Below are 18,535 nucleotides of genomic sequence, written 5' to 3' on the forward strand. Positions count from 1 at the left end.
TCCGGCGGGCCGTTTGTGTGTCAGCTCCGCGTCGCCTGCCAGGTGCCGCTGCAGCGGTCGCCGAAAATGATGCCGCTCCACGAGCCGGAGCCGTTCACGCCGGCAAGCCGGCCGCCGCCGCTGGCATGGGACGCGCCGACCGAGACATTGACCGCCACAGTGCCGGAGCGCTTGACCCTGCCCGAGACCCGGCCGCCGCCGGCGGACGAGACGCGGCTGCCGGTCACGGTGAAGGGGACGCGGTAGCCTGAGCTGCAATTGCCGCGGCTGGTGGCGAAGGTGACGTTCCAGATGCCGTCATAGCGGCCGGCGCGGGCATCGGCGGTGGACGGCAGCGCGGCGGCGGCGAGCACGGCAAGCAGCGCCAGGCGGCGCGGGTGGGCAAGTTGCGGGACAAATTGCGGGAAATGGGCCATTTTGGTCCTTCCTCCAGGCGACACGGCCTGGACGATGAGGGTGGCAACTCCGGATAGTCGGCGGGCGGGTTTTGGCGGTTCATCGTTGCCAATTGGCTGCCGCTCTGGCATAAGCCCAGCCTTCATCGCCCGGCTGATTAAGGGCTGCCGTGGCGGTGTCCGTGCGGGTTTCGCGCTTGTTCGTAGAAACCTGAGCACAATCAACGCTCTAACGAGCATTTTTGACGGCCAGCCGCCTTCGCGGGCGGATTTCCGTGGCCATTAGGAGAGCCAAATGCCCAAGCTGAAGACCAAATCGGGCGCCAAAAAGCGCTTCAAGGTGACTGCCACCGGCAAAGTGATGCACGCCCAGCGCGGCAAGCGTCACGGCATGATCAAGCGGACGAAGAAGCAGATCCGTCAGCTTCGCGGCACCCGCGTGCTGTTCAAGACCGACGGCGACAACGTCAAGAAGTACTTCTTGCCGAACGCCTGATCGCGTCCACGATCACTGCCACCTCAGCCGCGCCTCGCGCGGCGATCCGAAAACCAAGTCATCTCTGAAGGAATTTTGTCATGTCTCGCGTCAAACGCGGTGTGACCGCCCACGCCAAGCACAAGAAAGTCTACAAGGCCGCCAAGGGTTTCTACGGCCGCCGCAAGAACACCATCCGCGCCGCCAAGCCGGCCGTCGAGAAGGCCCAGCAGTACGCCTTCCGCGACCGCAAGCGCAAGAAGCGGACGTTCCGCGCACTCTGGATCCAGCGCCTCAACGCCGCTGTGCGTCCGTTCGGCCTGACCTACAGCCGATTTATCGACGGTCTCGCCAAGTCGGGTATCACCGTGGACCGCAAGGTGCTGTCGGATCTCGCGATCAACGAGCCCGCGTCGTTCCAGGCGATCGCCGAGAAGGCCAAGGCAGCGCTGGCCGCCTAAAAGGCTGCGCTGTCAGCCTGACAAGGCCAACGCTAGCGGGCCTTCTGGCCCGCAGCCGTCAGCGCGCGTTGCGAGTAACGCTGGGCGACCTCCGCCCGGCAGAATGCCGTAAACGAGAGATACATTGTGCCGGACTTGTTCCGGTACTTGACGTCGCACGCGTGCATCTCGCTTTTGTACGCCTGCGTCTGCACGACACTGAGGCCGGGCTTGAAGTCCGCCTCGCATTTCTTTTCGACGGCGGCGCCGAGCTGGACATCGCCGCTCGCGGTCAGTTGGCAATCCTGAAACACCTTCATCGCGCTTTCGCAGCCCTTCTGCGCACTGATGGTGTCGACGACCTCGTCCAGCGTCATGGATTTCTCCATGCAGACCATGGCGCGCGCCGGGGTGCCGGCGACCGATAGAGCGACGGCCAGGACGGCCAGGCAGCATTTCGAAAGCATCGCAAAAGTCTCCTCGTATCCTCCCTTGGTGCCGGGGCCCCGTGCGAGGTTCAACCCAGCTGGTCGAGAGCGCGAAATGACCGGCTTTTTGCTTGACGTTACGCCCTTCGGGCGGCGACAACCCAGCCGAATTTGGCAGCAAGGATTTGACTGTGTCCGACCTCGCAACGCTTGAAACATCCATCCTCGACCAGATCGCCGCCGCCGGCGACGAAGCCGCCCTCGAAGCGGTGCGCGTCGCAGCCCTCGGCAAGAAGGGCTCGATCTCGGCGCTGCTCGCCACGCTCGGCAAGATGTCGCCCGACGAGCGCAAGACGCAGGGCGCGGCGATCAATCAGGCCAAGGACAAGGTCACCGAGGCGCTCGGCACGCGGCGCGACGTTTTGAAGTCGGCGGCGCTCGATACGCGGCTCGCGTCCGAAACCATCGACGTGACGCTGCCGCTGCGTGACCCGCAGGCCGAGGCCGGCCGCATCCATCCGCTGAGCCAGGTCTGGGACGAGCTGACCACGATCTTCGCCGACATGGGCTTCTCGGTCGCCGAAGGCCCCGATATCGAGACCGACGATTACAACTTCACCAAGCTGAACTTCCCGGAAGGCCATCCCGCGCGCGAGATGCACGACACCTTCTTCTTCCATCCGAAGGAGGACGGCTCGCGCATGCTGCTGCGGACCCACACCTCGCCGGTGCAGGTGCGCACCATGCTGAGCCAGAAGCCGCCGATCCGCGTGATCTGCCCGGGCCGCACCTATCGCATCGATTCGGACGCGACCCACACGCCGCAATTCCACCAGGTCGAAGGGCTCGTCATCGACAAGCACTCGCATCTCGGCCACCTCAAATGGATCCTGCACGAGTTCTGCAAGGCGTTCTTCGAGGTCGACCACATCAACATGCGCTTCCGCCCGTCGTTCTTCCCGTTCACCGAGCCGTCGCTGGAAGTCGATATCCAGTGCCGTCGCGACAAGGGCGAGATCCGCTTCGGCGAGGGTGAGGACTGGCTCGAGATTCTCGGCTGCGGCATGGTGCATCCGAACGTGCTGCGCGCTTGCGGCATCGATCCCGACGAGTACCAGGGCTTTGCCTGGGGCATGGGCATCGACCGCATCGCCATGCTGAAATACGGCATCGCCGACCTGCGCCAGCTGTTCGACAGCGACGTCCGCTGGCTGTCCCACTACGGCTTCAAGCCGCTGGAAGTCCCGACGCTCGCGGGGGGATTGAGCACGTGAACCTGAGCGCCGTCCCGGAGCAATATCGCGGCCTGCGGTCGTTCGCCTTCGGCGACGGACCGGCTCTGGCCGACGAGTTGCTCGATCTCGTGATCCGGGGCGTCAAGACCGCGACATGCAGCACCGAGGACGAGCCCAACACCTCGACGCCGGGCGAACGCTGGATCGTGCTCGACGGACGCGGAGAGCCACGCTGCATCATCGAATCGACCGAGGTGAGCTATCGCCGCTTCGGCGAGGTCGATGCGGCCTTTGCCTTCGACGAAGGCGAAGGTGATCGCGGTCTCGACTACTGGCGCAACGCGCATCGCAACTATTTCGGTCGGCAAGGCAAATTTCGCGAAGACATGATGCTCATGTGCGAACGCTTTCGCCTGATCGAGGTTTTCTAGGAACGGCACCATGAAATTCACGCTCTCCTGGCTAAAGGACCATCTCGACACCGACGAGCCGCTGGAGCGGCTCGCCGAGAAGCTCACCATGATCGGGCTCGAGGTCGAGAACATCGAGGACAAGGCGAAGGCGCTGAAGCCGTTCACCATTGCGAAGGTGATCTCGGCCGAGCAGCATCCGAATGCGGATCGCCTGCGCGTCTGCATGGTCGACACCGGTGATGGCGGCGCGCCCGTGCAGGTCGTGTGCGGCGCGCCGAATGCGCGCGCGGGCCTCGTCAGCGTGTTCTCAGCCCCCGGCACCTACATTCCCGGCAAGGACATCACGCTGGGCGTCGGCACCATCCGCGGCGTCGAGAGCCGCGGCATGCTGTGCTCGGCGGCCGAGTTGCAGATCTCCAACGACCATGACGGCATCATGGAATTGCCGGCGGATGCGCCGATCGGCGCTGCTTACGCCGAATGGGCCGCGCTCGGCGATCCCGTCGTCGAGATCAACCTGACCCCGAACCGGCAGGACTGCACCGGCGTGCACGGCATCGCGCGCGACCTCGCCGCCGCCGACATGGGCAAGTTCAAGGACCCGACCATCAAGGCTATCAAGGGCGAATTCCCCTGCCCGGTGAAGGTCACGGTCGAGGACGCGACGCTGTGTCCGGGCTTTGCGCTTCGCCTCGTGCGCGGCGTCAAGAACGGCCCGTCGCCGGAATGGCTGCAGAAGCGACTGACCGCGATCGGCTTGCGTCCCATCAACGCGCTGGTCGACATCACCAATTTCATGACCTACGACCGCGCGCGACCGCTGCACGTGTTCGACGCCAAAAAGGTCAAGGGCAATCTCGTGGTGCGCCGCGCCCGCGACGGCGAGACGCTGCTCGCGCTCGACGGCCGCACCTACAATCTCGATTCCGCGACGTGCGTGATCGCGGATGAGCACGGCGTCGAATCGCTCGCCGGCATCATGGGCGGCGAGGCCTCCGGCTGCGACGAGAACACCACCGACGTGCTGATCGAATCGGCGCTATGGAACGAGATCAACATCGCCCAGACCGGCCGCAAGCTCGGCATCAATTCCGATGCACGCTACCGCTTCGAGCGTGGCGTCGATCCGGCCTTCATGGTGCCGGGGCTGGAGCTCGCAACCAGGCTGGTGATGGAGATGTGCGGCGGCACGCCGTCCGAGAACGTCGTGGTCGGCAAGGCCTTTGGCGATGACCGCGTGATCGATTTCCCGGTGACCGAGGTCAAGCGCCTGTCCGGCATCGAGGTGCCGCAACCGGAGATGAAGCGCATCCTGACCCATCTCGGCTTCATGATGGCGGGCCCCGGCCCGGTGGTGAAGGTCGCGGTGCCGTCGTGGCGCTCCGACGTGCACGGCAAGGCCGACATCGTCGAGGAGATCGTCCGCATCTTCGGCGTCGACAAGGTGCCGATGACGCCGTTCGAGCGCGGCGAGGACGCGCGCAAACCGGTGCTGACGCCGCTCCAGCTCCGCACCCGCCGGGCGCGGCGCGCGCTCGCGAGCCGTGGCATCATCGAAGCGGTGACGTGGTCGTTCATCACAAAGTCTGCGGCAAAACTGTTCGGCGGCGGCCAGCGCGAACTGGAAGTGGCCAACCCGATCGCCTCTGATCTCTCCGACATGCGTCCGACCCTGCTGGCGGGCCTGATCGCGGCGGCGCAGGCCAATGCCGATCGCGGCTTCGGCGATGTCGCGCTGTTCGAGGTCGGCCAGGTGTTCAAGGGCGATCGCCCGCAGGATCAGTTCATGGCGGCGAGCGGCGTGCGCCGCGGCTTTGCCTCGTCCGAGGGTCTCGGACGGCACTGGTCGGGCTCCGCGCAGGCTGACCTGTTCGACGCCAAGGCCGATGCGTTGGCGGTGCTGGCCGCGAGCGGCGCGCCGATGCAGGCGCTTCAGATCGTGGCCGGCGGTCCCGGCTGGCTGCATCCGGGCCGTTCCGGCACGATCCAGATCGGCCCGCAGAACGTGCTCGGCTATTTCGGCGAGATGCATCCGCGCGCGCTGGAAGCGCTCGGCGCCGACGGTCCGCTGACGGTGTTCGAGGTGATCCTCGACCGCATCCCCGAGGCCAAGAAGAAGCCGACCCGCGCCAAGCCCGTGATCGAGCTGTCGGCCTTCCAGCCGGTGTCACGTGACTTCGCCTTCATCGTCGACCGCACCGTGAAGGCCGGCGACATCGTGCGCGCCGCGCTCAGCGTCGACAAGAAGCTGATCACCGGCGTCAACGTGTTCGACGTCTACGAGGGCAAGGGCATCGATGACGGCAAGAAGTCGATCGCGATCGCGGTGACGATCCAGCCGCGCGAGAAGACCTTGACCGACCAGGAGATCGAGGCTGTCGCCGCGAAGGTCGTGGCGGAGGTGACGAAGAAGACCGGCGGCACGTTGAGAGCATGATGCCGAAAAGTGTGCAGCGGTTTTCGGACGACATCATGCTCCAGAACCAGATAGCATGAGTCTCGCCGACTTCCTCCCGAAGGACGTCAGCCTCACCATTGCGATGGCGCTCTGCGCCGTCGCCTTCGTCTCAGGTACCGCGCGCGGCTTTTCCGGCTTCGGCTCGGCGCTGATCTTCATGCCGCTGGCGAGCAGCTTCGCGGCGCCGCGGCTCGTTGCCGCCTTGCTGCTCGTGATCGATTTCGTCGCGGCGGTGCCGCTGCTGCCCGACGCATGGCGCAAGGCCGATCGCAAGGCCACCGCCGTAATCGTGCTGGGTGCGCTGATCGGCGTGCCCATCGGCACCTATTTCCTCAGCGTGCTCGAACCCGTCACCACGCGCTGGATCATCTCCTGCTTCGTCGCCGCGCTGTTGCTCCTGCTGCTGTCGGGCTGGCGCTATCGCGGCAAGGACCACGCCTGGCTCTCGGTCGGCATCGGCGGCCTCTCCGGCTTCTGCAGCGGGCTGGCGCAGACTGGCGGGCCGCCGATCGTCGGCTACTGGCTCGGCCGCCCGATCGCGTCGATCGTCGCGCGCGCCAACATCCTGCTGTTCTTCGGCGCGTCGGACTTCTTCTCGATGGTCAGCTACGCGACGACAGGCCTGATCAGCCGCGAATCGCTGGTGCTCTCGCTCATCGTCGGTCCGGTCTATGCCATCGGCGTCGCATTCGGCGCCTCGCTGTTCGGCCGCGCCAGCGAAAAAATGTTTCGCGGCATCTGCTACGCGCTGATTGCGATGGCGGTGATTTTCGGGCTTCCGGCGCTGGATGGCGTGTTGCGATAGCCTTCTCCGCGAGTCGTCCCGGCGAAGGCCGGGACCCATACCGCGTGATCTATCGATCGCCGTAGGTGAGAATACCAAACGACTATCTTCGCCAAACTAGTCCCTGGGGTTATGGGTCCCGGCCCCCGTGCGCAATTGCGCACTAGGCCGGGACGACGAGTGGAGTTTGAGGCTATGGCGCCGCGCGATGGCGAATGTGTTGCCGCTTGGTCGCCCTACTGCCGCGGCGCCCGCCGCTTCTTGGTCGACTGCGTCGGCACATCGGCCGGCTCGTCCTTGAGCGCGCCGATCTTGCGCAGCGCGGCGTCAGCGGCGCGCTCGCCGCTGTCCCAGGCGCCGTCGACGGTGCCCCACAGCGTCTCGTGGGTGGCTTCGCCGGCGAGGAACAGATTGCCGATCGGCTCGGTCAGGATTTTTCGCGAGAGCTGACCGCCGGGCGAGGACGCCGACATCGCACCCATCACGAAGGGCGAGGCATTCCAGCGCGTCGCGCTGGTCTTCTGCACAATGGCCGCGGCTTCGCTGCCGAACAGTTTTGCGATCCATTCCTTCGCGAAGGCCGCCATCGCCTTCTCGCCCTGCTCCGACAGATCGCGGCCGAACGAGCCGCCGACATCGATCGAGCACAGCGAGGAGCCGCCGATATTGGCGAACATCAGCGCCGTGCGCGTCGAATTGCTCTGCTCGATGAGGATGTCGTCGCGCGCGAGCCCGAGCGGATTGCCCGGCAGTTGCAGCACGATGTGATCGTAGCTGCCGAGGGTGAGCTTCGACGCCGCGTCCAGCGTGCGCTTGGGAATATCGGGCGCGAACTTGATCGCGCCGGCGATGAGTACGTTGGTCGAGACCGTGATGATGGCGGCGCGGGCGGCGATCTTGCCCCCTTGCGTCTCCACGCTGACGTCGCGATTGCTCCAGCTGATGCGGCTCGCCGGCGTCGACAGCGCGACCGGCGCCTGCTCGCCGAGCTTGGTGATGAGCGTACCCAGACCCTGGCGGCAGGCGATCGCGGCGTTGCGGTCCTGTGCGCGCGCCTTGTCGATCGCCGACAGCTCCTTCAGGTCCTTGCCGGCAAAGCTCGCGCCCAGCATGAACTCGGCCGCGCCCGCCCAGTCGCCGAGATCCTTCGGCAGCACCGAGGCGCAGGAGGTATCGAGCTTGCCGCGCGCGGCCTCGTCGATAGCGCGGTTGGCGCGCACCAGCGCGGCCAGGAATTCCTCGGTCTCGCCGGCGCGCGCGTTGCGGCGACCGATGCGCATCTTCTGGCCCGACGGCGCCGGCAGCACGTCGAGCCCGGCGCTGCGCGCCAGCCGGATCATCGGATTGGTCTCGGGATTGTGCATCCAGCGCGCGCCGCGGTCGAACGGCGCGTCGAAGGTCGTCGTATCCGTGATGCAGCGGCCACCGATTTGCGATGCCGCCTCGACCACCACGACCTTGCGATTGGCCGCCATGATGCGCCGCGCTGCGGCAATTCCGGCTGCCCCCGCGCCGATCACGACGATGTCAGCCTCGCGCGGCAGGGGTGCGGCGGTTGCGCGCAGGACCGGCATCGCCGCAAAGGCCGCCGACGCCGAAAGGAAACCGCGGCGCGTGATTGTCATGTCATGGTTTCCGGAGACTTGCGGCAAACGGGAACAGCCAGCGAACCTTGCCGTATCTCATGTTGCACGGCAACCATCATGGTGAATCAATGGTGCTTGATCTCACAGAGTGATGAACCGAATTGCAACACGTTTCGACCATGATAGAGAAGGGAAAAAAAGGCGGCCGAAAAAGGCCGTGGGGGAGTTCGACATGGGGACGGTCCTAGATTCAGTCGGCAAGCTGATTGCCGCGTACCTCTCGAAGGAGGTGCCGGGCTATGAGCCGTTCACGCCGAGCGACCCCGAGCACCTGCGCGGCGTCATCGAGCCCGGCGACGTGCTGCTGGTCGAGGGCAACAACCGCATCTCCGGCATCATCAAATACCTGACGCAGTCGACCTGGTCGCATGCCGCGCTCTATGTCGGCCCGATCGAGGGTGCGGAAGAGCCCAATGGCGAGCCGCATGTGCTGATCGAGGCCAATATCGGCGAAGGCGTCACCTCGGCGCCCCTGTCGAAATACTTCCCCTATCACACCCGCGTCTGCCGCCCGGTCGGGCTGTCCCATGAGGACCGCACCACGGTCTGCCGCTATGCGATCAACCGCATCGGCTTCGGCTACGACACCAAGAACATCGTCGACCTGATGCGCTTCCTGTTTCCGCTGCCGATACCGCAGCGCTGGCGGCGCCGCATGATCGCGATCGGCTCGGGCGATCCGACCAAGATCATCTGCTCGGCGCTGATCGCGCAGGCGTTCGACGCCGTGCGCTATCCGATCCTGCCCAAGATCACCAAGGCCGGCAGCCGCGCGGCCCGGCGCGAGATCCTGCACATCCGCGATTCCTCGCTCTACATGCCCCGCGACTTCGACATCTCGCCCTATTTCGAAGTCGTCAAACCCACCATCGTGCACGGGTTCGACTACACCACCCTGCACTGGGCCGACAAGCAAAAGCCGCTCGAGGAGGTAGCGGGCACATTCAGTGTGTTTCCAGAAACGATCAGTGCGCCGCCGCTCGTTCCTGAAGCGGCTGACGAAGAGGCGCCGGCTGAGATTCCGGCTGCGCAAGTGATGCGCGAGGCGGCCGCCGAGATGGACGCCACCTTCTCCGAGCATTTTGTGCTGCTCAACGAACTCGCGGTGTACCGCGCGCGCCGCGGAGACGCGTGCGAGGTCGCGGCTTAACTCCAATCGGGAAAAATGTAACGCGACCGCCGTCCAACATATTCGGTGTCGTCCCGGCGAAGGCCGGGACCCATACCGCGGAATCCATCGATTTTGGGCGGTAGCCGTACCGAACGACGAGCCTTCGCCAAACCACTCCCTGCGGTAATGGGTCCCGGCCTTCGCCGGGACGACATCAGGAAATCCTACCGCTCCGCCCTTCCAATCACCGCCATCAACTCCGCGATCTTCTCGCGCTGATCCGCCTTGTCGCCGCTCGCAATCGCGTGCTCGACGCAATGGGCGACGTGGTCCTTCAGGACCTCCTCCTCGACCCGGCGCAGCGCGGCGCGCACCGCCGAGATCTGCGTCACGATGTCGATGCAGTAGCGGTCTTCCTCTACCATTTTCGACAGGCCGCGAACCTGGCCCTCGATCCGGCCGAGACGTTTTCCGACAGATGCCTTGATGTCTTTGCGCATGGCGTCTATATACCCCTACCGGGTATGGGTTGCAAGACCGAGAAGGCCGGAGCATGGGAATGAACGACGCCGAACACAGCCATCATCACGACGCGGACGGTCACACCGGATGCGGCTGTTCGAGCAAGCCAGCGACACCGCCGAACGACAAGCCTGCGGCAGCCTCATGCTGCGGCGGACACGGCGATCATGCCAGCCACACGCATCATCACGACCATGACCATGGCGCAGCGGCGGCGAAGGTCCGCGACCCCGTCTGCGGCATGACGGTCGACCCCGCGACCTCAAAGCACCGGTTCGAGCATCACGGCGAGACGTTCCATTTCTGCTCGGCCGGATGCCGCACCAAGTTCGCCGCCGATCCCGCAAAATACCTCGCCAAGGAGAAGGCGAGCGAGCCGGAGATGCCCGCGGGCACGATCTACACCTGTCCGATGCACCCGCAGATCCGCCAGGTCGGACCCGGCAGCTGCCCGATCTGCGGCATGGCGCTGGAGCCGGAAGTGGCGAGCCTGGAGACCGGCCCCAATCCCGAGCTCGCCGACATGACACGGCGGTTCTGGATCGGCGGCGCGCTGGCGCTGCCGCCGGTGGTGCTGGAGATGGGCGGCCACCTCGCGGGCCCGCATAATTGGATCGATGCGACGCTGTCGAACTGGATCCAGCTCGTCTTCGCCACGCCCGTGGTGCTGTGGGCCGGCTGGCCGTTCTTCGTGCGCGGCTGGCAGTCGCTGGTGACGCGCAACCTCAACATGTTCACGCTGATCGCGATGGGCACCGGCGTCGCTTACGTCTACAGCGTCATCGGCACGGTCGCGCCGCAGATATTCCCGGACACCTTCCGCGGCCATGAGGGCGCGGTGGCCGTCTATTTCGAGGCAGCCGCGGTCATCACCGTGCTGGTGCTGCTCGGCCAGGTGCTGGAGCTGCGCGCCCGCGATGCGACGTCGGGTGCGATCAAGGCGCTGTTGCAGCTCGCGCCGAAGACCGCGCGGCGCGTGGAGCCTGATGGCAGCGAGCACGAGGTCGAGATCGATGCCCTCCACGCCGGCGAGCATTTGCGCGTTCGCCCCGGCGAGAAGGTGCCGGTCGACGGCGTCATCCTGGAGGGGCGTTCCTCGCTCGACGAGTCGCTCGTGACGGGCGAATCCATGCCGGTCACCAAGGAAACCGGCGCAAAGGTCATCGCCGGCACGCTCAACCAGTCCGGCAGCTTCATCATGCGTGCCGACAAGGTCGGGCGGGACACGCTGCTGTCGCAGATCGTGCAGATGGTCGCCGATGCGCAGCGCTCGCGCGCGCCGATCCAACGCCTGGCCGACCAGGTCGCCGGCTGGTTCGTGCCCGCCGTCATCGTCGTCGCCCTCGCCGCCTTCGCGGCCTGGGCCTGGTTCGGGCCGGAGCCGCGGCTGGCCTTCGGCCTGGTCGCCGCCGTCAGCGTGCTGATCATCGCCTGCCCCTGTGCGCTGGGGCTCGCGACCCCGATGTCGATCATGGTCGGCGTCGGCCGCGGCGCGCAGGCTGGCGTCCTGATCAAGAACGCGGAATCGCTGGAGCGGATGGAGAAGATCGACACGCTGGTGGTCGACAAGACTGGCACGCTGACCGAGGGCAAGCCCAAGGTGGTCGCCATCGTGCCGGCTTCCGGCTTTGCGGACGACGACATTCTCCGCTGGGCGGCCAGCGTCGAGCGCGCCAGCGAACATCCGCTGGCCGACGCCATCATGCGCGCGGCCAAGGAGAAGCAGCTCACACTCGGCCAGGTCGAGCAATTCGATTCGCCGACGGGCAAGGGCGCGACCGGCAAGGTCGACGGCAAGACCATCGTGCTCGGCAACGCGCGATATCTGTCGTCGATCGGGATCGACACCAGGACGCTCGACACCGAGGCCGAACGGCTGCGTGGCGATGGCGCAACGGTCATCAACATGGCCGTCGATGGCCGGCTCGCCGGCCTGTTCGCGATCGCCGATCCGGTCAAGGCCTCGACGCCCGAGGCGCTGAAGGCCCTCGCCGCCGAGGGCATCAAGGTGATCATGCTGACTGGTGACAACCGCACCACGGCGCAAGCGGTGGCGCGCCGGCTCGGCATCGCCGAGGTCGAGGCCGAGGTGCTGCCGGACCAGAAGAGCGCGGTGGTGACGAAGCTGCAAAAGGCCGGCCGCAGCGTCGCGATGGCCGGCGACGGCGTCAACGACGCCCCGGCGCTGGCGGCCGCGGAAGTCGGCATCGCCATGGGCACCGGCACCGACGTGGCGATGGAGAGCGCCGGCGTCACCCTGCTGAAAGGCGACCTCGTCGGCATCGTGCGAGCGCGAAAACTATCTCAGGCGACGATGAGCAACATCCGCCAGAACCTGTTCTTCGCCTTCATCTACAATGCCGCCGGCATTCCGATCGCGGCCGGCATCCTCTATCCGACCTTCGGCGTCCTGCTGTCGCCGATCATCGCCGCGGCGGCGATGGCGCTGTCCTCGGTGAGCGTGGTCGGTAATGCGCTGCGGCTTCGGGCGACCCGGCTGTGAGCAGCGGGAGTTAAGTGCGTAGCCCGGATGGAGCAAAGCGAAATCCGGGTTTTGCTAGTATACCGACATTGCCCCGGATTACGCTTCGCTCCATCCGGGCTACAGTTCAACGGATACTGGCGGGGCGCGCAGGAGCATTTGATGCAGCGAATTACGATCACGATCGAGGACGATCTGCTGGCGGAGATCGACGCCGCCGCGGAGGCGCGCGGCTACCAGAACCGCTCCGAGATCATCCGCGACCTCGCGCGCGCCGGGCTGCAACAGACGACAGAGGATACCGCGCAGACCGGCCCCTGCGTCGCCGGCCTCGTCTATGTCTACGACCACGCCGCGCGCGATCTCTCAAAACGCCTGGTGCAGGAATTCCACGGCCATCACGACCTCGCGCTGGCGACGCTGCACGTCCATCTCGACGACAACAATTGCATGGAGATGACGGCGCTGCGCGGCGCGGCGGATGAGGTCAAGCATTTCGCCGACCACATCATCGCCGAACGCGGCGTGCGCTACGGGCGCGTGGTGATGATCCCGACGGGGGAAGGGAAACAGGCGAAGGTGCGGAAGCATGCGCACCGGCATGAGTAGGTGATTTATCATCGCACGCGAGGTGCGTTCCCTCTCCCCTTGCGGGAGAGGGTGGCTCGCCGCGCAGCGGCGAGACGGGTGAGGGGTCTATCTCCTCAACCACTTCTCTTCGAGCTCGTGGGGAGAGACCCCTCATCCGGCGCTTCGCGCCACCTTCTCCCACAAGGGGAGAAGGGAAGAACAGCTCTCGCGTGGCCTCACGCCGCCTTCGCTGCACTCCCGCCCGGCAGGCCCGCCCGCGCGACGCCGCCATACAGCGCTTCGTTCGGCATCTCCTCGCGCAGGATCCTGCGCACCGCGATCAGCTTGTCCAGGTCGATCCCCGTCGCAAAACCCTTGCTCTCGCACAGGAATACGAGATCCTCGAACACGACATTGCCGGTCGCGCCGGGCGCGAAGGGGCAGCCGCCGAGGCCGCCGAGCGATCCGTCGAGGATGCGGACGCCTTCGTCCAGCGCCGCCGCGGCGTTGGCGATCCCCATGCCGCGGGTGTCGTGGAGATGGATGCAGATCGGCTTTTGCCCTGCGAGCTTCACCGCGGCGCGCGACAATTCGGCGACCTGCTTCGGGCCGGCATAGCCGACGGTGTCGGCGATCGCGACGAAATCGACGCCGACCTCGAGGCATTTGTCGACCAGCCGCAAGACCTCGGCCGGATCAACCGCGCCGGCGATCGAGCAGCCCAGCGCCATCGAGATCGCGGCATTCACGAGCGGCTTGTGGGAGCTGGCGTTGCGCATCTCGCAGAGCCGCCTGACATTGGCGATCGCGGATTCGCGCGAGCGATGGGCGTTGGCCTGGCTGTGCTCTTCCGTGGCCGAGACCACCGACGCGATTTCGCCGACGCCGGATTCCAGCGCTTCATTGACGCCGCGCTCGTTGAGCGCGAGCGCGATGCCGTGAGCGCCCGGCAGGCTGGCAACCGCCCCGATGACATCGCGAACATCGACGAATTGCGGGAAGGTCTTGGCCGGCAGGAACGAGCCGACCTCGAAATGCCTGACGCCGGCGGCATATTCCTCGCGCACCCAGCGCTGCTTGGCCTCGGTCGATGGAAATTTCTTCACGAGCTGGAGCCCGTCGCGCAGGCCGACCTCGCGCAGGCTGACGCGATCCGAGGGGTAAATCGTCTCGATCCGGCTCATGCAGGCCTCCCAGCGGCTTTTGACGTGGTGTCATCCTTGTCGATCTCGGCACGAACGGCCGACGTGTCGGCGCCGAGCGGCGCGACCTTCAGGCCCTCGCCGAGATGGCTGCCGTTCCACTCGACCGGCAGAGCCGGCACATGGAACGGCTTGCCATCGGCAGTGATGTTGGTGACGAGGCCGCCGGGTCGCAGCACATGAGGATCGGTCAGGAGATCCTCGGGCCGGTTGATCGGCGAGAAGCAGATGTTGAGCGCATCGAGCTTTTGCGACAGCTCGGCCACGTTCTGCTGCCGGATGATCCCGGCGACGCGCGGAATGATCTGCGGCCGCGCCAGGATACGGTCGGTCGTGGTGCGCAAGGCAGGATCTTCGAGAAGCTCGGCCAGGCCGAACTCGCGGCAGAAGCTCTGCCAGTGCCCCTCGGTCACGACGCCGATGAAAATGCGCTCGCCGTCGGCGGCATCAAAAATGTCGTAGATCGGCCAGGCGTGCTCGCGCTCGGGCATCGAGCGCGGCTTGTTGCCAGTCATCTCGTATTCGACCATGTGCTGGGCGACCAGGAACAGGCAGTTCTCGAACAGCCCGATGCGGATGTCGGCACCGTCGCGTTTTCCCCCGCGCTTCTGGTAGAGCGCGGCCAGGATCGCGATCACGCCGAACATGCCGCCCATGATGTCGTTGGCGGAGGAGCCGACACGCTGCGGCTTCTCCCTGGTGCCGGTCATGGCAGCGAGCCCCGACATCATCTGCACGACCTCGTCGAGCGCGGGGCGATGCTCATAGGGACCTGACAGAAAGCCCTTGTGGCCGGCGATGATCAGATGCGGATGCCGGCGGCGTAATTCCTCGGCACCTAACCCCTGCTTCTCCAGCTGGCCATCGCGAAAATTTTCCAGGAACACGTCGGCCGTCGTGAGCAGACGGTGCATGGTGTCGCGATCCTCGGGCTTCTCGAAGTCCAGCACGACGCTGCGCTTGCCGCGGTTGAACAGCGGAAAGAACGCCGTCCCCATGCCGCCGAGAGAACGGGTCTTGTCGCCGGAGGGCGGCTCGACCTTGATCACCTCGGCGCCGAGCTGCGCGAGGATCATGCCGCAGGTCGGGCCCATGACCATGTGGGTCATCTCGACGACCCGCACGCCTTCGAGCGGCAATCCGGCCTCAGTCATGCGTCACTCCCTGTTCGTCCACCCGGGAGACTAGGCCTTCACAAGCCTTCTGAAAAATATAATCTGTCGAAGATTGCTTTCGCATTTCTAGAACGCTCGATCGCCCATGGATTCGCGCCAGCTCCGCTATTTCATCGCCGTCTACGAGCAGCGGAACCTGTCGCGCGCGGCTGACCAGGTGAACGTCGCGCAGTCCGCGCTCAGCCATCATATCTCGAACCTGGAGACCGAGTTCGCAACGCCGCTGTTCGAGCGCAAGTCGCGCGGCATGGAACCGACGGCGGCCGGCGAGCGGCTCTATGAGCACGCGCGCATCATCCTGCGCGCGATGGCAGAGGCCGAGACCGAGGTGCGCGAGGGCGCCCGCGTCATCGCCGGCGAGATCTCGATCGGCATGGCGAATTCCGGCGTCAAGGCGATCGGCGTCGAGCTGATGCGCACGGTGCTGACCAAATATCCCAAGCTCAAATTGTCGCTGACCGAGAGCCTGTCCGGCGCGACGTTGATGCACCTGATGGTCTCCAACGTCGACCTCGCGCTGGTCTACAATCCGCCCTCGGAGAAGGAGCTGATCACGGAGGCCGTGCTCGAAGAGGAGATGTTCCTGGTCGGCATTCCGAAACTGGTCGGCAAGGGCAAGGCGCCGATCCGGTTCGAGGAGCTGAACCGCTTGCCGCTGATCCTGCTTCGCTACGGTCTCGGCCTGTCCTCGCGCGCGCTGCTGGACGATCCGGTCCTGCTCAAGCGGCTGGAAGGCGGCGCCATCCTGCACGCCAACTCGATCACCGGCATGACCGGCGCGCTGGTGGAAGGGCTCGGCTGCACCATCGCGACAAAGCTGTTCGCGCGCGAGGAGCTCGCGGCCGGCCGGCTGGTCGCACGCAAGGTGATCGAGCCGAAGCTGACCCGCACGCTCTATCTCTGTCGCCTGCGCAACCGCCCGATGACCTACGCCATGGAAGAGATGCGCCGCCTGATGCTCGCATTGATCGCCGAGCAGGTGCGCAGCGGCGGCTGGCAGGCGGAGCTGGCGGGGTGAGGCACGACCAATCCTAGCTCGGCCGTCATTGCGAGGACTTGCCGAAGCGATCCGGCATGTCTACCTCTCGCGGGTGGTTTCGTGAGAGGGTCCCCCATGCTGGATGCCGCCGTGAAGGCGCTGTCGCAAATGATCTCGCCGCCGATGCGCTCGATCCTGTGGCGATCGATCGGGCTTGCGCTCGTGCTGATCACCGTGCTGGCGATCGGCTTGCAGCGGCTGCTCAGCTGGTTTGCGACCTATGGCGAAGTCTGGCTCGAGGGCCTGCTCGGTCCCGGCTGGCACACGTCGCTCGAGGTCCTGGCCTGGATCGTCTCGATCGCGGCGGGCCTGGGCGTCGTGTTCGGAGCGGTGTTCCTGATGCCGGCGATCACGTCGGTGGTGGCGAGCCTGTTCGTCGACGACGTCGCCGACCATGTCGAGCGCGAACACTATCCCGCCGAACGGCCGGGCGTGGCGCTGCCTTTCAGCCAGGCGATCTACGAGGGCGTCAAGACCGCGTTGCTGACCATCCTGGTCTATCTGATCGCGCTGCCCTTCGTGTTGCTGGCCGGCGCCGGTTTCCTGATCTTCTTCCTCGCCACGGCCTGGCTGCTGGGACGCGAATATTTCGAGCTCGCTGCGATGCGCTTCCGTTCGCCGGAGGAAGCCAAGGCGATGCGACGCGACAATGCCGCCACCATCTTCGCCGCCGGCCTGATCATCGCGGCCTTCGTCTCGATTCCGATCGTCAACCTGGCGACGCCGATCTTCGGCATGGCCTTCATGGTCCACATGCACAAGCGGCTGTCAGGCCCGCGGCCCGAGCTGATCGAGCCGGCGCGGCAGATGCGGTGACCCAGCTCAGGTCACCGGCACTCCGCATTTGCCTCAGACCGTCTTCTCCGGCCACCGGCAGAGATCGTTGATCAGGCACACCTCGCAGCGCGGCTTGCGCGCGAGGCAAGTATAGCGGCCGTGCAGGATCAGCCAATGATGGGCATGCAGCATGAACTCGGCCGGGATCACCTTTTCGAGACCGAGCTCGACGTCCAGCGGCGTCTTGCCGGGCGCGAGCCCGGTGCGGTTGCCGACACGGAAGACATGCGTGTCCACCGCCATGGTGTGCTCGCCAAAGGCCATGTTGAGCACCACGTTGGCGGTCTTGCGCCCGGCACCGGGCAGCGACTCGATTTCCGCGCGCGTGCGCGGCACCTCGCCGCCGAATTCGCTGAGCACCTTTGCCGACAGCGCGATCACGTTCCTGGCCTTGGTGCGATAGAGGCCGATGGTCTTGATGTACTCGCGTAAGGATTCCTCGCCGAGGTCGAGCATCTTCTGCGGCGTGTCGGCGACCTCGAACAATGCGCGCGTCGCCTTGTTGACGCCGGCGTCGGTGGCCTGCGCCGACAGCACCACGGCGACCAGCAGCGTGAACGGATTGACGTGCTCGAGCTCCCCCTTCGGCTCCGGGTTGGCCTTGCGGAAACGGCTGAAGACCTCGTGGATCTCCGCCGGCGTCCAGGGTTTGACGGCCTTGAGCGATTTCTTCGCAGGGGCCTTCGGCCTCGCCACGGCCGCCCTTGCTTTTTTCTTCGGCACGGCTGCTTTGCGCGGGACCGGCTTGCGGGTGATTTTCGCCATGATCGGGATATACTGAGGGACGATGAGCACAGGCAACGAAATTGAGCGCAGGGGCTCCGAAGATCAGAGCGAAGCTCAAATCTTCTCGGCGCTGCTGACGCCGCACCGCTCGCTGAACCGCACCGGCTTCCTCGCCGTGATGCTGTTCCTGAGCGTCGTCAGCTTCGTCACCGGCCTCGTCTTCCTGATGATGGGCGCGTGGCCGGTGCTCGGCTTCTTCGGCCTCGACGTGCTGGTGATCTGGTGGGCCTTCAAGGTCAATTTCCGCGCCGCGCGCGCCTGCGAGGAGATCGTGGTCACGCCCTCGGAACTGCGGGTGCGGCGCGTCAGCCATCGCGGCCAGGTCGCCGAATGGACGTTCAATCCGCTCTGGGTCCGGCTCGACCTGGAGGTCGACGAGGATTTTGGCCTCGAACACCTCTACCTGATCTCGCGCGGCCGCCGGCTCCAGCTCGCCGGCTTCTTGGGACCTGAAGAAAAAGCAAGCTTTTACAATGGCTTGGTTGAAGCGCTGAACGCCGCCAAGCGCGGACCGACCTTCAACCCCATTCGCTGACG

Annotated in this window: 19 protein-coding genes; 12 read left to right on the top strand and 7 right to left on the bottom strand. The window is 65.8% G+C overall.

Annotation, left to right across the window (positions count from 1 at the left end):
* Positions 1–20: 20 nt before the first annotated feature.
* A complete protein-coding gene (locus A3M7_RS0109620) occupies positions 21–416 on the bottom strand; it encodes a hypothetical protein (RefSeq protein WP_027543731.1) in 396 nt (131 codons plus the stop codon).
* Between the two features lie 274 nt (positions 417–690).
* On the opposite strand from A3M7_RS0109620, the gene rpmI reads away from it, so the two are divergent.
* Together rpmI and rplT are read left to right on the top strand one after the other, a co-directional pair.
* Positions 691–891, top strand: a complete 201-nt coding sequence (gene rpmI / locus A3M7_RS0109625; RefSeq protein WP_008539890.1) for a 50S ribosomal protein L35 — start codon at positions 691–693, stop codon at positions 889–891.
* A gap of 80 nt (positions 892–971) precedes the next feature.
* On the top strand, positions 972–1,331 hold the full coding sequence (gene rplT, locus A3M7_RS0109630) for a 50S ribosomal protein L20 (protein WP_011083533.1): 360 nt from the start codon (positions 972–974) through the stop codon (positions 1,329–1,331).
* Positions 1,332–1,363: 32 nt separating this feature from the next.
* Here the strand turns inward: rplT and A3M7_RS0109635 are convergent, their stop codons facing one another.
* Entirely contained in the window at positions 1,364–1,777 is a 414-nt protein-coding gene (locus tag A3M7_RS0109635; protein WP_027543732.1) for a hypothetical protein, read from the bottom strand.
* Positions 1,778–1,929: 152 nt separating this feature from the next.
* Between A3M7_RS0109635 and pheS the strand changes: the two genes are divergently transcribed.
* Genes pheS through A3M7_RS0109655 form a run of 4 tightly spaced genes read left to right on the top strand, consistent with a single transcriptional unit; the run spans position 1,930 to position 6,649 of the window.
* Positions 1,930–3,012 (top strand): phenylalanine--tRNA ligase subunit alpha, encoded by a 1,083-nt coding sequence (gene pheS, locus A3M7_RS0109640; RefSeq protein WP_027543733.1) that lies wholly within the window; start codon positions 1,930–1,932, stop codon positions 3,010–3,012.
* Between the two features lie 2 nt (positions 3,013–3,014).
* Positions 3,015–3,404 (top strand): ASCH domain-containing protein, encoded by a 390-nt coding sequence (locus A3M7_RS0109645; protein ID WP_027543734.1) that lies wholly within the window; start codon positions 3,015–3,017, stop codon positions 3,402–3,404.
* Positions 3,405–3,414: 10 nt separating this feature from the next.
* The gene (pheT, locus tag A3M7_RS0109650; RefSeq protein WP_027543735.1) at positions 3,415–5,823 is read left to right on the top strand and encodes a phenylalanine--tRNA ligase subunit beta; all 2,409 of its coding nucleotides are present in this window, start codon (positions 3,415–3,417) and stop codon (positions 5,821–5,823) included.
* A 55-nt stretch (positions 5,824–5,878) separates the two neighbouring features.
* Positions 5,879–6,649, top strand: a complete 771-nt coding sequence (locus tag A3M7_RS0109655) for a sulfite exporter TauE/SafE family protein (protein ID WP_027543736.1) — start codon at positions 5,879–5,881, stop codon at positions 6,647–6,649.
* 215 nt (positions 6,650–6,864) lie between these two features.
* On the opposite strand, the gene A3M7_RS0109660 is transcribed toward A3M7_RS0109655, so the two are convergent.
* On the bottom strand, positions 6,865–8,253 hold the full coding sequence (locus A3M7_RS0109660; RefSeq protein WP_027543737.1) for an NAD(P)/FAD-dependent oxidoreductase: 1,389 nt from the start codon (positions 8,251–8,253) through the stop codon (positions 6,865–6,867).
* A 193-nt stretch (positions 8,254–8,446) separates the two neighbouring features.
* Between A3M7_RS0109660 and A3M7_RS0109665 the strand changes: the two genes are divergently transcribed.
* Entirely contained in the window at positions 8,447–9,424 is a 978-nt protein-coding gene (locus A3M7_RS0109665; RefSeq protein WP_027543738.1) for a YiiX/YebB-like N1pC/P60 family cysteine hydrolase, read from the top strand.
* A gap of 185 nt (positions 9,425–9,609) precedes the next feature.
* Here A3M7_RS0109665 and A3M7_RS0109670 read toward each other — a convergent pair whose 3' ends face one another.
* Positions 9,610–9,885 (bottom strand): metal-sensitive transcriptional regulator, encoded by a 276-nt coding sequence (locus A3M7_RS0109670; RefSeq protein WP_007598521.1) that lies wholly within the window; start codon positions 9,883–9,885, stop codon positions 9,610–9,612.
* 59 nt (positions 9,886–9,944) lie between these two features.
* Here A3M7_RS0109670 and A3M7_RS0109675 point away from each other — a divergent pair, with 59 nt between their 5' ends.
* The gene (locus A3M7_RS0109675; protein WP_027543739.1) at positions 9,945–12,410 is read left to right on the top strand and encodes a heavy metal translocating P-type ATPase; all 2,466 of its coding nucleotides are present in this window, start codon (positions 9,945–9,947) and stop codon (positions 12,408–12,410) included.
* A 141-nt stretch (positions 12,411–12,551) separates the two neighbouring features.
* Positions 12,552–12,998 (top strand): nickel-responsive transcriptional regulator NikR, encoded by a 447-nt coding sequence (gene nikR / locus A3M7_RS0109680; RefSeq protein WP_027543740.1) that lies wholly within the window; start codon positions 12,552–12,554, stop codon positions 12,996–12,998.
* A gap of 197 nt (positions 12,999–13,195) precedes the next feature.
* Here nikR and A3M7_RS0109685 read toward each other — a convergent pair whose 3' ends face one another.
* Positions 13,196–14,143: a hydroxymethylglutaryl-CoA lyase gene (locus A3M7_RS0109685; protein ID WP_027543741.1), complete on the bottom strand. Its 948-nt coding sequence runs from the start codon at positions 14,141–14,143 to the stop codon at positions 13,196–13,198.
* The gene (locus A3M7_RS0109690; protein WP_027543742.1) at positions 14,140–15,315 is read right to left on the bottom strand and encodes a CoA transferase; all 1,176 of its coding nucleotides are present in this window, start codon (positions 15,313–15,315) and stop codon (positions 14,140–14,142) included. Before A3M7_RS0109690 ends, A3M7_RS0109685 begins: the two co-directional genes overlap by 4 nt.
* A gap of 106 nt (positions 15,316–15,421) precedes the next feature.
* On the opposite strand from A3M7_RS0109690, the gene A3M7_RS0109695 reads away from it, so the two are divergent.
* Positions 15,422–16,354 (top strand): LysR family transcriptional regulator, encoded by a 933-nt coding sequence (locus A3M7_RS0109695; protein WP_027543743.1) that lies wholly within the window; start codon positions 15,422–15,424, stop codon positions 16,352–16,354.
* A gap of 96 nt (positions 16,355–16,450) precedes the next feature.
* Entirely contained in the window at positions 16,451–17,191 is a 741-nt protein-coding gene (locus tag A3M7_RS0109700; protein WP_027543744.1) for a sulfate transporter family protein, read from the top strand.
* A gap of 33 nt (positions 17,192–17,224) precedes the next feature.
* Here A3M7_RS0109700 and nth read toward each other — a convergent pair whose 3' ends face one another.
* On the bottom strand, positions 17,225–17,977 hold the full coding sequence (gene nth, locus A3M7_RS0109705) for an endonuclease III (protein WP_027543745.1): 753 nt from the start codon (positions 17,975–17,977) through the stop codon (positions 17,225–17,227).
* A 22-nt stretch (positions 17,978–17,999) separates the two neighbouring features.
* On the opposite strand from nth, the gene A3M7_RS0109710 reads away from it, so the two are divergent.
* Positions 18,000–18,533, top strand: coding sequence for a DUF2244 domain-containing protein (locus A3M7_RS0109710; RefSeq protein ID WP_027543746.1), 534 nt, complete (start codon positions 18,000–18,002; stop codon positions 18,531–18,533).
* Positions 18,534–18,535 lie beyond the last annotated feature (2 nt).

This window comes from Bradyrhizobium sp. WSM2254 (genome assembly GCF_000472645.1).
Classification (GTDB): Bacteria; Pseudomonadota; Alphaproteobacteria; order Rhizobiales; family Xanthobacteraceae; genus Bradyrhizobium; species Bradyrhizobium niftali.

Bases quoted from the DNA above. Each gene is read 5' to 3' on its own strand.
- A3M7_RS0109620 (WP_027543731.1), bottom strand. From the start codon at position 416: ATGGCCCATTTCCCGCAATTTGTCCCGCAACTTGCCCACCCGCGCCGC.
- rpmI (WP_008539890.1), top strand. From the start codon at position 691: ATGCCCAAGCTGAAGACCAAATCGGGCGCCAAAAAGCGCTTCAAGGTG.
- rplT (WP_011083533.1), top strand. From the start codon at position 972: ATGTCTCGCGTCAAACGCGGTGTGACCGCCCACGCCAAGCACAAGAAA.
- A3M7_RS0109635 (WP_027543732.1), bottom strand. From the start codon at position 1,777: ATGCTTTCGAAATGCTGCCTGGCCGTCCTGGCCGTCGCTCTATCGGTC.
- pheT (WP_027543735.1), top strand. From the start codon at position 3,415: ATGAAATTCACGCTCTCCTGGCTAAAGGACCATCTCGACACCGACGAG.
- A3M7_RS0109655 (WP_027543736.1), top strand. From the start codon at position 5,879: ATGAGTCTCGCCGACTTCCTCCCGAAGGACGTCAGCCTCACCATTGCG.
- A3M7_RS0109660 (WP_027543737.1), bottom strand. From the start codon at position 8,253: ATGACAATCACGCGCCGCGGTTTCCTTTCGGCGTCGGCGGCCTTTGCG.
- A3M7_RS0109665 (WP_027543738.1), top strand. From the start codon at position 8,447: ATGGGGACGGTCCTAGATTCAGTCGGCAAGCTGATTGCCGCGTACCTC.
- A3M7_RS0109670 (WP_007598521.1), bottom strand. From the start codon at position 9,885: ATGCGCAAAGACATCAAGGCATCTGTCGGAAAACGTCTCGGCCGGATC.
- A3M7_RS0109675 (WP_027543739.1), top strand. From the start codon at position 9,945: ATGAACGACGCCGAACACAGCCATCATCACGACGCGGACGGTCACACC.
- nikR (WP_027543740.1), top strand. From the start codon at position 12,552: ATGCAGCGAATTACGATCACGATCGAGGACGATCTGCTGGCGGAGATC.
- A3M7_RS0109685 (WP_027543741.1), bottom strand. From the start codon at position 14,143: ATGAGCCGGATCGAGACGATTTACCCCTCGGATCGCGTCAGCCTGCGC.
- A3M7_RS0109690 (WP_027543742.1), bottom strand. From the start codon at position 15,315: ATGACTGAGGCCGGATTGCCGCTCGAAGGCGTGCGGGTCGTCGAGATG.
- A3M7_RS0109695 (WP_027543743.1), top strand. From the start codon at position 15,422: ATGGATTCGCGCCAGCTCCGCTATTTCATCGCCGTCTACGAGCAGCGG.
- A3M7_RS0109700 (WP_027543744.1), top strand. From the start codon at position 16,451: ATGCTGGATGCCGCCGTGAAGGCGCTGTCGCAAATGATCTCGCCGCCG.
- nth (WP_027543745.1), bottom strand. From the start codon at position 17,977: ATGGCGAAAATCACCCGCAAGCCGGTCCCGCGCAAAGCAGCCGTGCCG.
- A3M7_RS0109710 (WP_027543746.1), top strand. From the start codon at position 18,000: ATGAGCACAGGCAACGAAATTGAGCGCAGGGGCTCCGAAGATCAGAGC.